The organism is Novipirellula methanifontis, from assembly GCF_052161655.1.
Classification (GTDB): domain Bacteria; phylum Planctomycetota; class Planctomycetia; order Pirellulales; family Pirellulaceae; genus Novipirellula.
On the sequence record NZ_CP197418.1, the window covers coordinates 7530055 to 7544888 of the forward strand.

11 protein-coding genes are annotated in these 14834 nt (G+C 54.2%); 4 read left to right on the top strand and 7 right to left on the bottom strand.

The annotated features are described in order from the left end of the window. Positions 1-28 precede the first annotated feature (28 nt). Together sdhA and SH528x_RS26935 are read right to left on the bottom strand one after the other, a co-directional pair. Positions 29-1993, bottom strand: coding sequence for a succinate dehydrogenase flavoprotein subunit (gene sdhA, locus SH528x_RS26930; RefSeq protein ID WP_442506537.1), 1965 nt, complete (start codon positions 1991-1993; stop codon positions 29-31). 93 nt (positions 1994-2086) lie between these two features. Continuing rightward, positions 2087-2911: a succinate dehydrogenase cytochrome b558 subunit gene (locus SH528x_RS26935; RefSeq protein WP_442512183.1), complete on the bottom strand. Its 825-nt coding sequence runs from the start codon at positions 2909-2911 to the stop codon at positions 2087-2089. A 262-nt stretch (positions 2912-3173) separates the two neighbouring features. On the opposite strand from SH528x_RS26935, the gene SH528x_RS26940 reads away from it, so the two are divergent. The 4 genes from SH528x_RS26940 to SH528x_RS26955 all read left to right on the top strand — a co-directional run bounded on the left by SH528x_RS26940 (position 3174) and on the right by SH528x_RS26955 (position 7663). Next, the gene (locus SH528x_RS26940; protein WP_442506538.1) at positions 3174-4745 is read left to right on the top strand and encodes a GntP family permease; all 1572 of its coding nucleotides are present in this window, start codon (positions 3174-3176) and stop codon (positions 4743-4745) included. A gap of 92 nt (positions 4746-4837) precedes the next feature. Next, positions 4838-5971, top strand: a complete 1134-nt coding sequence (locus SH528x_RS26945; RefSeq protein ID WP_442506539.1) for a M24 family metallopeptidase — start codon at positions 4838-4840, stop codon at positions 5969-5971. Between the two features lie 131 nt (positions 5972-6102). Further along, positions 6103-6846 carry a hypothetical protein gene (locus SH528x_RS26950; protein WP_442506540.1) on the top strand — a complete coding sequence of 248 codons (744 nt, stop codon included), beginning with the start codon at positions 6103-6105 and terminating at the stop codon, positions 6844-6846. A gap of 250 nt (positions 6847-7096) precedes the next feature. Beyond that, positions 7097-7663, top strand: a complete 567-nt coding sequence (locus tag SH528x_RS26955) for a carboxymuconolactone decarboxylase family protein (protein ID WP_442506541.1) — start codon at positions 7097-7099, stop codon at positions 7661-7663. 315 nt (positions 7664-7978) lie between these two features. Here the strand turns inward: SH528x_RS26955 and SH528x_RS26960 are convergent, their stop codons facing one another. The 5 genes from SH528x_RS26960 to SH528x_RS26980 all read right to left on the bottom strand — a co-directional run bounded on the left by SH528x_RS26960 (position 7979) and on the right by SH528x_RS26980 (position 14736). Then, positions 7979-9652 carry a B12-binding domain-containing radical SAM protein gene (locus tag SH528x_RS26960; protein WP_442506542.1) on the bottom strand — a complete coding sequence of 558 codons (1674 nt, stop codon included), beginning with the start codon at positions 9650-9652 and terminating at the stop codon, positions 7979-7981. Between the two features lie 791 nt (positions 9653-10443). Continuing rightward, positions 10444-11703 (bottom strand): NAD(P)/FAD-dependent oxidoreductase, encoded by a 1260-nt coding sequence (locus tag SH528x_RS26965; RefSeq protein WP_442506543.1) that lies wholly within the window; start codon positions 11701-11703, stop codon positions 10444-10446. A 258-nt stretch (positions 11704-11961) separates the two neighbouring features. Continuing rightward, positions 11962-13563 carry an aldehyde dehydrogenase (NADP(+)) gene (locus SH528x_RS26970; protein WP_442506544.1) on the bottom strand — a complete coding sequence of 534 codons (1602 nt, stop codon included), beginning with the start codon at positions 13561-13563 and terminating at the stop codon, positions 11962-11964. A 145-nt stretch (positions 13564-13708) separates the two neighbouring features. Then, positions 13709-14113, bottom strand: a complete 405-nt coding sequence (locus SH528x_RS26975) for an ACT domain-containing protein (protein WP_442506545.1) — start codon at positions 14111-14113, stop codon at positions 13709-13711. Positions 14114-14154: 41 nt separating this feature from the next. Next, positions 14155-14736, bottom strand: coding sequence for a TetR/AcrR family transcriptional regulator (locus SH528x_RS26980; protein ID WP_442506546.1), 582 nt, complete (start codon positions 14734-14736; stop codon positions 14155-14157). Positions 14737-14834: the final 98 nt, after the last annotated feature.

Consider the following 14834-nt stretch of genomic DNA (forward strand, 5'->3'; position numbering starts at 1 on the left):
GACTCGCGTTCCCATTGGATTGAGCGAGCTATTGAGCAAGTGCGGCTTTGGCCCGCTCGTTCCAAACCTTTTCAATCTCTTCGGCACCGACCAGACCGTACAAGCGTGGTCGTGGTGGAATCAGCGAGGTGTCGACATCTTCGTAGACGATGTCGGGCATCTTGGTGTCAGCGTTCCATGACGCCACGGTCGACTTCAGATATTTTTGGTTGTTCGCTTCAAACGCATCACACCAAGCCTCGGCTTGTTGACGTCGCTCGACAGGATCTTCGGATGTCAGCGACGGTTTTTGGAAGTCGGGCTTGAAGTGGGCCCCTCGGCACTCGTCGCGTTGCAATGCACCTTTCAGGATCGCTTTGGCCAACGGGAACATGTCCTGAAGTGCTTTGGCAAAGATCACATTTTGGTTGGTCCAGCTGCCCGTGTCCGAAAGATTCACTCGCATTGCACGCTCGTGCAGTTCTTGAATCTTTTCGATCGCGTCAGCGAGTTGGTCATTGCGGCGAACCACGGTTGCCACACGTGTCATCAGATCGCCCAACTCTTGGTGGATCAGGTATGGGTTCTCGTCGCTGCCGGCATTGCCGGTCAACAGATCCTGATGTCGTTTAGTTTGCGCTTCGACCGCTGCGTCGATGACCGCTGCGGGCACATCGTTACTGCCGCTGGATTGGCTGTTGGCGTAGTTCAGAATCGAAGGGCCGGTGAACAATCCGGTGAAAATGCACGACAGCAGCGAGTTCGCACCGAGCCGATTTGCACCGTGGTAGTGGTAATCGCACTCACCGATCGCGTACAAACCGGGGATGTTGGTCATGTGGTTCTGCGGGGCGCCCGGTTCGAGGCCTCCGTTGTCGCTCTTCACGTAATCGGCCCACAATCCACCCATGCTGTAGTGAACCGCAGGGAAGATTCGCATCGGTTCGTCACGTGGGTCAACGCCTTGGAATTTTTCGTAAATTTCCAAAATGCCGCCGAGTTTACGATCTAATTCCGAGCGTTCGATGTGGGTCAGGTCGAGGTAGACGCACATTTTTTCGGGATCGACACTCAATCCATCGTTGACACAGATGTCAAAGATTTCGCGAGTGGCGATGTCACGCGGAACGAGATTGCCGTATTCGGGATAGCGTTCTTCCAAGAAGTAGTAACGCTCGTTTTCAGGAATCTGTTTGGGTTCACGCGGGTCTTGCGGTTTTCGAGGAACCCATACGCGTCCGCCTTCGCCACGCGCCGATTCGCTCATCAATCGCAGTTTGTCGCTACCGGGAATCGCGGTTGGGTGAACTTGGATAAACTCGCCGTTGGCGTACTTTGCGCCCGCTTGGAAACAGCGACTCGCGGCACTGCCGGTGCAGAAGACACTCATCGTGCTGCGTCCATAGACGAGCCCACAGCCACCGGTCGCAACGACCACCGCATCGGCTGGGAACGCCTTGATTTCCATCGAAACCATGTCTTGAGCCACCGCGCCGCGGCAACGGCCGTCGTCATCTTTGATCGGGGCGAGGAAATCCCAGAACTCGTACTTTTTGACCATGCCATCGTTTTCCGCACGACGCACTTGTTCGTCCAATGCGTACAACAATTGCTGGCCAGTCGTTGCACCCGCGAACGCGGTTCGCTTGTAGAGCGTGCCACCGAAACGTCGGCGATCGATAAAGCCTTCGCCGGTGCGGTTAAACGGGACACCAAGCCGATCCATCAAGTCGATGACTTTGGGAGCCCAGAAAGCCATTTCTTTAACTGGCGGCTGATGATTCAAAAAGTCACCGCCGTACACGGTGTCGTCCAAGTGTTTCCACTCGTCATCACCCAGTTGCCGGGTCGCGTCGTTGCAGCTGTTGATACCGCCTTGGGCACACACACTGTGCGAGCGTTTCACCGGAGTCAGGCTGAGCAAGTCAACCTTCACACCCAACTCCGTTAGCTTCATGGTAGCTGCGAGTCCGGCAAGTCCACCACCAATTACGACAACACGATGCTCAGACATAATTCAAATCAAACAGTTTTGTGGAAGTAGCTTATAGGTCTTGTGACGCAAACTTGGATTCAATTTTCAAGTTTGGTTATCGAAGGGGACTCGTTATTCAGCGGCTTCGATGGCCAATTCTTCGTAGCGTTTCTCGGGCAAGTCCGAGATCACGCCGGACTCGACGTTTGCTTCAAACATTCGGTTTTCGATGTCACGGTAGCGAAGGGCTTCTTCGGGGCCCGGTGCCACAGCAGCCCACCAAGCACTCAATGCGATAACCGATAGAACGACACCAAACACCAGCGAAACTTTTGATGCTCGTTTTTGAGCTGCGGGTGTGATCCACAATCCCCAAGTGATGCCCGCTGTCCACAGCCCGTTTGCCAAGTGATAGACGCAGCACATCATGCCCACAAGATAAAACGCGGGCCACACGAATCCGCCCCACTGGTTCATCGATTCAACTAGCGTGCTGGCAGCGTTGTAAGGTTTGAACGCAGCAAATTGCAGCGGGCGGATGACTTCCAAATACGGCCCAAAGTGGAACCATCCATGCAAATGCAAAATATGAAAGAACAGATAGACAAGAGCGACGATCCCGGTATATCGCTGCCACGCGTAACGCCGATTGCTCGCGAAACGATAATGGTTGGTATTCAGTTTTGCGTTTTTCGCGATCCAGACTCCCAGGATGCCGTGGAATAGTAGCGGAATAAAGATTCCACCCCATTCAACCAACGGCAATGCCCTTCCAGCACTGTGGATCATATAGACCGCGCGCTGAAACGTTTCAGGGCCGTTCATCAGGCTGGCGTTGGTCGTCAGGTGGATGACCATGTAAAGCCCGAGAGGCACGATCCCAATCAAGGAATGGAATCGGCGAATCGCGAACTCGTGCCGAAGAAAGAATGATGGGTTGGTAGTCAAGTTAGCCACGTCGGTCGTCTTGCTTTGCATGTGAAAGTGGTAAAGCCGCAACAAGTGCGAAATGACGGATTGTCGCAGCATTCCGTCGCTGCTTGACAAATATCTTAGCCGTTTCGCAATAACCTACCACGCGATGGTAGGATGGGCACGCGGTTGCATGTCAGGTGTTCTGCGGCAATTTGTACTGAAATTCCAGCACGCACGTCAATTTAAGGCGATACGGCACTGTCGCCAAGGACAGCATCATCCCAGGAAGTCAATATTGGACACAATGCCACACATGTTTGCTCAAATCTTAGCGCATTCCAGCACCGCGATCGCAAGTGTCGCTGCCCCATCGCCTTCTGCCTCCCCATCACTTACCGCTCAAAGTGCGGGAATATTCACTTGGACCACGGGAATCGATGTTTGGTGGGTGGTCGCAATTTCAGTAGTGGTGGTCTTGGTTTCGATCCTAGTGTTCCGCCTTCACGCCTTCCTCACACTCTTGTTAGCAGGATTACTAGTTGCGAGTTTGTCGAGTCACGCAAATCTCGATCACTATGCCCAGTCGCAACTCGCCAACGGCAAGATAACCGCAAAAGCAGCGGCCTCATTCACATCTCAATCGCCGCAATCTCGTTTGGCGACTGCGTTTGGGGAAACGGCAGGAAAGATCGGGATTTTGATCGCGTTGGCCAGCATCATTGGCCAATGTTTGCTCGAATCGGGCGCCGCGTCGCGGATCGTTGATTCGATTCTGAGCATGACGGGCGAGCGGCGAGCGGCCGAAGCAATTGCCGCCAGCTCCTTTGTGATCGGGATACCGGTCTATTTTGACACAGTCTTCTATCTGATGGTCCCGCTGGCACGCTCGCTCCGCCGCAAACTCGGTAAAGATTATGTGTTGTTTCTAATGGCGATCATGGCGGGCGGCTCGATTGCCCACTCGTTGGTGCCACCCACCCCGGGACCACTGCAAGTCGCTGAGATCATTGGGGTAGACATCGGCACGATGATGATCGCCGGACTTGCCATCGGTGGTTGCAGCAGTGTGTTCTCTTTGATCTCCGCGCGAATCATCAATCATTTAGTCGATGTGCCGCTGCGCCCGATCAGCGAGGGTGACTCCGAAGCATCGGAAGCAGAAACCGCAAACGTCGATCGCGAATCGCCGCGACCGTCGTTGATCGCATCAGTATTGCCGATCCTCGTCCCCGTCGCGATGATCGGCATCGGATCGGTGGGGATCTATTTCAGCGAAGCGGGAACGATCGAGTCCCCTGGGCTCGATCGCTTGCTGGAATTCATTGGTGACAAAAATATCGCGATCGCGGTCGGGGCGGTATTTGCCATGTCGCTGATTCGCTACTGCCCCGTTGAGAAACGAAAATCGCTGGTAAATCGATCGTTGAGTTCCGCTGGAAATATCATTTTGATTACCGCAGCCGGAGGCGCCTTCGGAGCGATGCTGTACCAAGCTGGAATCGCGCAAGCGGTCGCCGAGCTAGCCGGCGACGTGCCCGGATTAATGTTATTGCCGCTCGCGTTTCTCGTCACCGCATCGATTCGTACTCTGCAAGGATCCGCGACAATCGCGATGATTACCGCAGCGGGTGTTTTGCAAGGGTTTGCAAATTCGGAGTCGCTTCCGTTTCATCCCGTTTATCTCGCGATGGCGATCGGCGCGGGAAGCAAACCGATATCTTGGATGACCGACAGCGGTTTTTGGGTGATCACTCGGATGAGCGGGATGACCGAATCCGAAGGACTTCGCGTGATTGCGCCGATGTCGACAGCGATGGGGATTTCGGCTTTGTTCTTCACCCTTGTGTTTGCCTATTTCTTCCCAGGCATTGGCTAGCCGCAAAATAAATTGTTAGCCTAGAGATTGCTCCCCATCTCGTCTAAGTTTACGCCTCAACCTTCTCGTCTCCTTGTACCCTCACTTTCACGATGAATGCTTCCATCCTTGCTGGTTTTGCTGACAAAAATGCTTCACTGTTCCGACGACTTCAGGTGCCGCTGGGAGACCCCGCCGCTTGGATCGATCTGGGGGGGCATACGATTGCGTTGGTCCGCGATCTGGAAATGGATCGCGTTCGCAAACGCAGCGGTGCGGATCATGTGACCTGTCCCGGTGAACACGAACCGCCGCTGGGGTTGAACGCTGACCGCGAAACGGCCACCGCACAAGCTCTCGTTCAGGTGCTGCGATCCAAACGAGTCGAGCGTGTGACGGCGGATCGTTCGTTGCCGTTCATCTTTGCCTGGCATCTTCAGCAAGCCGAGATCGAACTGCTGTACGACGAGGACCTGGGCGTCCTCGATCGACGGGTGAAGTCGGACCAAGAAATCGAATACCTTCGCAACGCCCAATCCGTCACCGAAGAGGTAATGCGGATGATGTGTGAGCGAATCGCCAATGCGAGCGTGAATGCACAAGGCCAACTCTGTCACGGCAGCGAAGTGCAAACGAGCGAGTCGATTCGACGCCTTGCAGGTCTCGAATTCATGAAGCGTGGTTTCAGCATGGGACACGGTGCCATTGTGGCGTCGGCGCCGGAGGTTGCCGATTGTCATCACAGCGGCACCGGACCGTTGTTGACCGAGCAACCTATCATCGTTGACCTGTACCCTCGTGACGAGACAACCTATTACAACGGTGATTGCACGCGGACGGTGGTCAACGGGCAAGTGTCCGAAATCGTCGCGGCAATGCACAATGCGGTTGTCCTCGCCAGAGTTACTTCCGCGAAATTATTGGTCGCCGGCAATTCGGCAAGCGACGTCAATCAAGCGGCTGAAGACGTGTTAAAACAGCACGGCTACAAGCTTTCACGTGGCAAGATCACGGACGAAGCAAGTATCCAGCATGGCTTGGGACACGGCATCGGGCTCGACGTGCACGAGCCTATTCTGCTTGATCATGGCGGAGGCGAGTTGCTCGAAGGTGAAGTGTTTACGATCGAGCCAGGTCTATACGGTCGTAAAGTCGGCGGGGTCCGTGTGGAAGACATGCTGCTCGTCACCGAGGGCCAACCTGAATGCTTGAATCAGCTGCCCTACGGACTCGATTGGACGACCTAAGTTGCAACCACTTTCGGCGTGCGGGGCACGATGCAATAAAAAATTTGACCTAGCGTGTTCGGGTAGGTATCCTTTGCTCCACGCGGCAGGGGACGGACGCCTGTTTGCAGTTCGCTCTCAGGTGAAATATCATGTCGCAATTTGCATGTCCTGCGTGTCGTCGCATTTTGAAATCCAAGCCTGAATTGGCGGGGAAACAGGTCAAATGCACCTGTGGCCAACAATTTCGCGTCCCCGGCGGCAATGGCTCCAGCGCATCCGCCGGCTCTGGGACCGCTGCGATTGGCGGCACATCGTCGGCTAATGAAAAAGTGACACTCTCGTGTGCGTGCGGAAAACGCCTGGCGGCTCCGCTGTCAGCACGTGGCAAGTCGGTCCGCTGTCCATGCGGTCAAGTCAACAAAGTGCCACTTGCGGATGCCCAATCCCCGGCGGTTTTGTACGCCGCACCTGCGGCGGCGGCTTCGCAGCCCGCGGCAGCCATGAATGATTGGCTGGATGATTTGCCGGCGACTCCGGCTGCAACTTATCCGTCTGCCGCTGGTATGGCGATGCAGGCTCAGCCACATCCGTACGCGAATCCTGCAGTGCAGCCTGGATCCCACGCGCCGCAAGCTCCGGCTCACGCGACCAGCAACACGCATCTTGCTGATGCCCAGCGACAGCTTGCCAATGAACGTCGAAACGGAAATACCATCGACCACGGTGGCAGCTCGTTTTTCAGCAGCGGTACGATGGGCGGGCTGTTTATGATGGTTGCCGCCTTGGTCTGGTTTTTTGGTGGACTTGCCGCAGGTGTGATCTTCTTCTACCCACCCATCTTGTTTGTGCTGGGCTTGGTCGCTTTGGTCAAAGGCGCCATGGCCGATGATTGAGTCGCCATGGGCAATGATTAAATAAACCACGACAGAGGCAGTTGGAGTGGGGCATTCGCTGCCGCAGTCGTACTTCTTCGCTGTTCAAAAAAACAGTCTTGACCGACCGTTCCAGACCCGTATAGTAGATGGATCAGGCGAGGTGAATTCGACGGCATGTGGAGCCGAGAATCCAGGCGAGCAGCGTGGCTCCTCCATTTTTTTTAAACCCATTTTGACCGCATGGTCAAAACCTTCCGGAGAGCGAAAGATGACCGACTTTGCAGTACACACGATCGAAACCGCCGGCGACAGCAAACCTTTGCTCGAAAAGAGCAAGAAGGCTTACGGCTTTGTACCGAACCTGCATGCGGTGATGGCGGAATCGCCGGCGCTACTGGAAGCGTATCAAACTGTCGCCGAGATTTTCGATAACAAGACAAATCTGAGTCCCACCGAGCGTCAAATCATTGCCATGACCAACAACCGGCTGAACGGTTGTACGTACTGCATGGCCGCTCACACGTCGATCATGCAGGGGCTGAAAGTCGACGAAGAGGTAATCACGGCGCTTCGCGAAGGCACTCCGATCGCAGACCCTAAACTCGAAGCACTGCGAGTCTATGCCGAGAAGGTCAACCTCAGTCGTGGCTGGCCTGATGAAAGTGACATCAAAGCCTTACTGGCAGCCGGATACACCAAGCAAACGATATTCGACGTGATCGTGGGCACTGCCTATAAGGTCCTGTCGAACTACACCAACCACATTGCGCAAACGCCGTTGGACAACGGCTTCGCCAAAAACGCCTGGAGTGCCGACACGCAGACCGTGAATTGAGAATCGTTGCTTGTAATGAAACTCGCGAGTCAGTATCGAGCATCATCAACCGATAGGCCCGTTTACCGAAAGTCACTGCGACTTTCGGTACGCTTATTTGACCAACGAATTCCAGCACCCCGCTTACCATCGCCCTGAACCGCAACGCTGTGAAGCATTTTGATCCAGCTAATTACGGCATTTGCGTTCTGTAGCTACGCTCGCCAGAGCGTGGATAGTTGCCGCGCAAATACGAGTCACCACCTTCTGGCGAAGGTAGCTACCAAAAAATGCTTCACAGTGTTGCCTGAACCGGATGATCCACAGACCGAACAATCAGTGAAGCATCTTTGCCGGCTTCGGCGTTAAGACATGCGGAGCTGGAAGGGGAACAACGTTTGGCTTGGCACAGGGTTCTTTTTTATCCGTGCGCATTGCCTTGCCGTAGGACGACACGAACTTGTCGGGCGACTCGATCATGTCCGTCGTCATCTTGTGGTGATGGTAGTGCATCGCACACTTAATTGCATAGAAGAAGCACACCGGTGGATACGACCCGCGTTTCCGCATCGCGTTGAAAATGCGAGCGCGATAGGTGCGACGTAAATCGGCATCGGGTACCCCTCGCATCAACTTCCAAAAAATGTAAAGGAAGCCAACTAGGAAGAACGTGTTTTGGCGAATCCGTAACCAACGATGCTTGCGAAAGTAGGGTGTCTCAAAAGTTCGGAACTTAAAACCATCATGGATGAAAAGCTGATCGAGACGATCAAAGTAAGTCTCGGGCTCGTATGCATCACGCATGGTTTCCAGGTAACCGTCACGAAGTTCTTCACGAGTCATTTGCTTGGGGATCACGTTCGTCCCGAACTCATGCTCGATCGCCAAATCCAATCGGCCTTCAGCTTTCAAGCGATCGTAAAGCGGCGTCTTGGGAATCGCATGCAGCAAGCCGATCATCGCGTGTGCGATGCGAGACTCTTTTAAGAACTTTTGTTGTGTCGCAAAAATCGCAGGCGTGTCGTTGTCGAAGCCGACAATGAGACCGCACCAGACTTCGATGCCGAAGTTTTGAATCTGGTGGACCTTTTCCAAAATGGTGCCGCCGCGAGCGCGGACGTTTTGAAACTTCTTCGTTTCCTTGAGCGACTCTTCGTCCGGGCTCTCAATTCCGATGAAGACGGATTGGATGTTGGCGCGAGCCATCAACTCCATCAGTTCATCGTCTTCGCACATGTCCAACGACGCTTCGGTGCTGAATACGATCGGATAGCCATGACGTTCTTGCCATTTGGCGACTTCTTCGAGCACCGGTTTGATCGCCCGTTTGTTGCCGACGAGGTTGTCATCCACGATGAACGCGATGTGAATCTTCTGCTTGCGAAGGCACTCCAACTCATTGATGATCTGGGACGCCTGTTTGATCCGTGGCTTACGACCAAACGTAACGATGATGTCACAGAACTCACATTGGAAAGGGCAGCCTCGCGAGAACTGGAGGTTGCCGAACATGTAGTGCTTGTTCTTAAGCAAATCATGTCGAGGCGTAGGGACCGTTGACATGTCGGTTTTTTCGGACTGTTCATAGCGCTGCTGGTGAGTGCCGGTTTTCCAGTCTGCTAGAAATTGCGGCCAAGTTGTCTCGGCCTCGCCGACAAAAATCGCGTCGACACGCGAGTCGAACCACGCTTCCTCAACCGTCACCCAAGGACCGCCGACAACGACGAAAGCACCTCGTGATTTCAGTTCGTTAACGATCTCGTCCATGCGAAACCGCTGAACGCTCATCCCCGTGATCCCAACGATGTCGAACTGCGCCAATTGGTCGAAGTTCAGTTCCTCGACATTCTCGTCAACAAGAGTGACTTCGTGCTCCACCGGAGTAAGCGCCGCTAGCAAAGGAAGGCTCGCGACCGGCATGTTCGCCCCTTTGCCCATGATTTGCTGGGCGTGCTCCAGCCCCCAATAAGAAACTTCAAACGCTGGGTTAATGATCGCAATCTTCGCCATCGCACAAATTCCTTAACAAGCGTGATCCTATCGGAACTGGTATCTGCCATCATAAGCGTTTCCTCGGCGTCAATGTAGATTCAATTCGATTGAGGTTAATTTCATAAATGGTTGTAACGAGGCGACTCGCTCGTGCGTTATTTCTGGTGAAGCCGGTTTCTTCGCCCGTGTCACACCAATCGACACGACGACGTGCGGTGGAGTCACTCGGCGCAAAGACGATGATCGCACTGCAGGGCTGGATCTGATCAGCCACTGTGGACGCGTCAAAGTCTTAAAGAGTGATCACTAATCGCCCCAAGCCGCAATGACGATGCGCCCTAACGTGATCTACAAAAATTTTGAATTTTCTGCAGCAAACAGGTCCAACAGCAAACAGTGAGCGACAGGAAAAAGATGGCCTGAACACCCAGTATCGCTAGGCAAATAGCAACCATATCCGCACGCTTCCATTTCACACTCTGCGAGAGGATCGCGAATTGGCATGACAATTGCGTGATTGAATAATCATTACAACATCGAACCAAAGAATCCACGGTGCAGATGAAAGGAGGGTAAAGTCATGCCAGATGGAAAACGCAAACGTCGGCACAGCCAGAATCGTGCGAAGCGAGCGTGGTACGCCTATCATCGTGCCGTCCGGTTCAATCACCGCTTCGGCTTGTTGAGTTAGAGTATCTTCACTTCTGATGTGGCGTTCGTCGCGTTCGCGGTAGACCACGTTCTGGAGAACGCAGCTACGGCTTGAATCCCACGTTACTTCCAACATCAGTTGGAGCCAGCGATCGATCTCAAAAACGCGACGGCGAGTAAGGCGATGCATCGATGTGAGTCTGTTGGCCAGTGACCAACTCGGCGATCAATCGTCCTGTGCAAGGTGCCAGACTCAAGCCCAACATGTTATGCCCAGTGGCCAGAAACGCATTGTCTAAATTGGGTGTGGCGCCGATGATCGGCAGGCTATCCCAAGTCATCGGCCGCCAACCGTACCACGTTTCTTTCGCCTCGCCATCGACTGACGCAACGAGGTACGGGCGAGCTGAATCGCGAAGTTGTCGGATTCGCTGCTCGCGGATCGATGTGTCGTAGCCAGAGAACTCCATCATCGACCCGAGACGCAGCCCGTTCTCGAATGGCGAAACTCCCACCTTGTGTTCTGGAAATAGAATCGGATGACTCGGCAGGTGTTCAACTCGGTTCATTGTTACCGAGTAGCCTTTTCCAGGCTCAATTGGAATAGGGCACTGCAGCTCATTCGACCACCGTGTGCTCCACGCCCCCATCGCAAAGACATAATGCTCGGCCTGCAATTCGCCCTGTGTCGTCGCAAGGTGGGTAATGCATCCAGCGGTTTTGTGGACGCTTGTTAATTCACATTGTTCAATAAATTGCACCCCGTTGGCACGTGAACGCTCAGCCCATTGCTGGTTCAATCGGTCCGGTCGAACCGACGTGTCTTGGGGATAGTGAAAGGCGCCAGCAAGCCCCGGTTTTAATCCCGGATCAAAATCAGCAAGCCGATCTCCTTCGATCCGGTTCGCCGAAACACCGAACTGCTGCGTCAGCATCCTGTCGTTCTTGGCAAATGCATCCATGCCACGCTGCGTCCGCAATACGTACAACAGCCCGTTCTCTTTCCACTCACAATCCAGAGCCTCTTCCTGGACCAGATTTCGATATTCGCTCATGGAGGCATCGAGGATCGACTGCAGGTGTTTCCCTGCAGTTAAGACCTGGCGGTGATTGCAGCGCCGGGCGAACTGCCACATCCAATTCCACATCGCCGGGCTGAGTCGCGGCTTCACCCGAAACGCGGCCTGTGGATTAAACAGAGATTTTAATGCAACGGCAAACGCGCCTGGTTCGGTTAACGGCGGCACATGGCTTGGACAGATGTATCCGCAGTTCCCATGCGAGCAGGCTGACGCAACGGTGCCGCGGTCAATGACGGTGACTTGCAATCCAGCCTTGTTTAGATAGTGAGCGCAGGCGATTCCAATGGTTCCCGCGCCGACCACAACGACCGATCCTCCGTGTGCATTGCGTATCATATCAGCCTTTCTTCGAATTCACTTGCGGTCATACATCGGATCCCATTGATGAACGGGTCGCGTGGTTGCCGCATCAGTTTGCCTTCACCGCAGATAAACGCACGCCCCACGATTGTGGGCACGATGTTGTTTTGTCGTAGGCCGTTGCCACAGGATACGAACGCAATCCCATGTTTTCTTGGCGTATTTCGTCTGCGAACATAACGATTCGCGCATAGTGTGTTGATGCGCTGGGTTGATGCGCCATGCTAAGCGGTGCTACTGATCACGGGTGTAAACGCCGTCGACCATTCGCATGATGCCACGTGGGTTGGCATCTTGTAATTCGGCCGGCAGATAGTTGTCTGGAAAGTCCTGAAAACAGATCGGACGTGTGAAACGCTTAATCGCCGCTGGCCCGATCGAGGTGAAATGAGCGTTGCTGGTCGCAGGATAGGGGCCGCCGTGAACCATCGCGTTGCAAACCTCAATCCCTGTGGGGAAACCGTTGAAGATCAGACGCCCCACTTTTTGTTGAAGGGCTCGGATCAGTGGTTGGTGCTCCGACAGTTCACTGCTGGTGCCATGCAGCGTTGCGGTAAGCTGCCCCTCAAGCTCTTTTGCGATCTCGAGCATTTGGCTTGCATCTTCGTAACGAACAATCGTTGAGCAGGGGCCAAACAGTTCTTCCATAAGCGAACGCTCACGCTGGAGCACCGCAAATTCCGTCACCGCAATCGTACAGTGGGCTTGTTGGGGTTGCTCGCTTGCTCCACTGGCTTGAGCGAGCAGCTGCACGCCGTCGGTGTCCTTGATTCGTGCAACACCCTTTAAAAACGCGTCGTAAATCCCGGAGTGCAACATCGTCCCCGGGGCTGCTGCGGTGGCATGCTCCGCGATGGACTGGATCAACTGATCGCCTCGATCACCTGTGGGGACCAACATCAATCCAGGGTTGGTACAAAACTGCCCCACCCCCATCGTCAGTGAATCTATAAACGCCTTGGCAATTTGTTCTGCGTGATGCTCGATCGCGCCGGGCAACACAAATACGGGATTGATGCTGCCCATCTCCGCATAAACAGGAATGGGGGTGCGTCGGCGGTTTGCGACGTCGAACAAGGCTCGGCCGCCTGCGATAGACCCCGTAAACGCCACCGCTGCGGTAGCAGGGTGTTCCACGAGTGCATGTCCCACTTGATGGGATTGTCCTTGCAACAGAGAGAATATCCCAGGTGGTAATCCAGTCGCTTTGACCGCATCACAAACGATGCTGCCAATCATTTCGCAAGTTCCCGGATGGGCTGGGTGCGCTTTGCATACAACCGGACACCCCGCAGCCATGGCGGTGGTTGTATCCGTTCCGGCAACGGAAATAGCCAACGGGAAGTTACTGGCTCCGAAGACAACCACGGGGCCAACGCTGATGAGCATGCTGCGAACGTCGGGCTTCGGAGCGGGGGTGCGATCGGCGTCCCCCTGATCGATCTTGGCTTCGACCCACGAACCCTCGCGGATCATTTCGGCGAACAAGCGGGTTTGATTGACGGTTCGCGCTCGCTCTGCAAGCAAGCGATTCATGGGCAGAGCGGTTTCCGCATGACAGCGATCCAGTAACCCCTGGCCGGCATCCATCAGCCCATCCGCAATCGCATCCAACAGCCTTGCGCGAGTTTCAAACGAAGTGCTTGAAAAGACGTCCGCGGAAGCGCTCGCCAGCGTCATCGCTCGGTCGATTTCCTCGGTGCTTGCTTCATGAAATGGCGGATCCAACAATGCCTGAGTCGAAGGATTGGTTGCAGCAAACGTATCGGAGTTTGTGCCTGACCAATCGGCACCAATCAGCTGTTTCCCTTGGATGCGTGCAAATGGCATATTCATTGATGTCGTGCGGGGGGACGATTGTGTTTAAATTACTCTGGGAACTATACTTCGAATTCGCTCATCGTTTATTGCCAGTGTGCAAAGGATGGTCGAAAGAATGAACCCCTCTACGGCGACTTGATGCTGGAGTGCTTCTTGCGATTTAAGTCCTGCCTTTGGCGATGTCGTTCAGCACGTTCATCGCGTCCTCAGCACGTTCGGTCGGTACAAAGAGATGATCGTGGAAGTAAGCCGAGATCGCATTTACGCTGATGCCCCGGTGTGCGAGTTTGTCGGTCACGGCAGCCAAAAATCCAACGGCTTCCAGGCTGGAATGAACTTTTAGGGTAATCATTCTGCACGGATACGCGAAGTCGAGTCCATTTGTCTCGGCTTCGCCCTTCGCCAGAATCAGAGTTAAACCTTCAGGTTCAAGAAACTGACCGATTGCGGATACGCGAGTCTTAGTTGCGGCTTCGGGGGCCATGGTACAAAACACGAACTCGCCCGCTTGCAGTTCAGGCTTCATGTTTTCCAGCAATGTCTGGAGATGGGTTTCGCCGTTCATAGGTAATGCATGAGGAACGTGCCAATAGGGGGCAGACACTACTAGGAAACCAGTCGCATTGCCTGTTTGGCGACCTGTTGCAACGCCGCTTTGTCGAATCCGCCACGGCCCATCACTCGCATGCCAACGACTAACGCAAAAAGTGCTCGCGCGGTTGCCCGTGCCGAAACCGTAGCCGGAATTTGATCCCGCTTTTGCCCGAGCTTGATCTGTCGCTCAAAGAACTGAGTGAACTCTTTCACCGCAGCATTCACGAGTTGCTGCGCCTGTTCATCGTGCTCACTTAGCGTCAGGGACGTGTTGATCAAAAAGCAGCCCTTTTTCTGTGGGTCATCGAGTGCCTGTTGCACAATGGCGTCAAACAAAACCGAAAACGCCTTCAACGGATCGTCCATCGCTTCAAGCTGTTTCGTGAGCGTACATCGCTGCTCGCTGTCATACTTCAGCAGCGATTTCAGAAACAGGTCCTGTTTGCCGGCAAACGCGTTGTAGAGGCTACCACGTTGGATTCCGGTCGCCGTGGTCAGGTCAGATATGGAGGTAGCGGTGTACCCTTTTTCCCAGAAAACGTGCATCGCTTTGTCGATCACGTCTTTTTCGTCGAATGATTTTTCCCATGGCATGGGGGCGTGTTCCTTGGGTGAGTTGTCCGCTCAAGTTTACCTTGTTTAGACTTATCGGTCAAATCAATTCGATTCTTGTAATCGCCCGCTCACTCAAC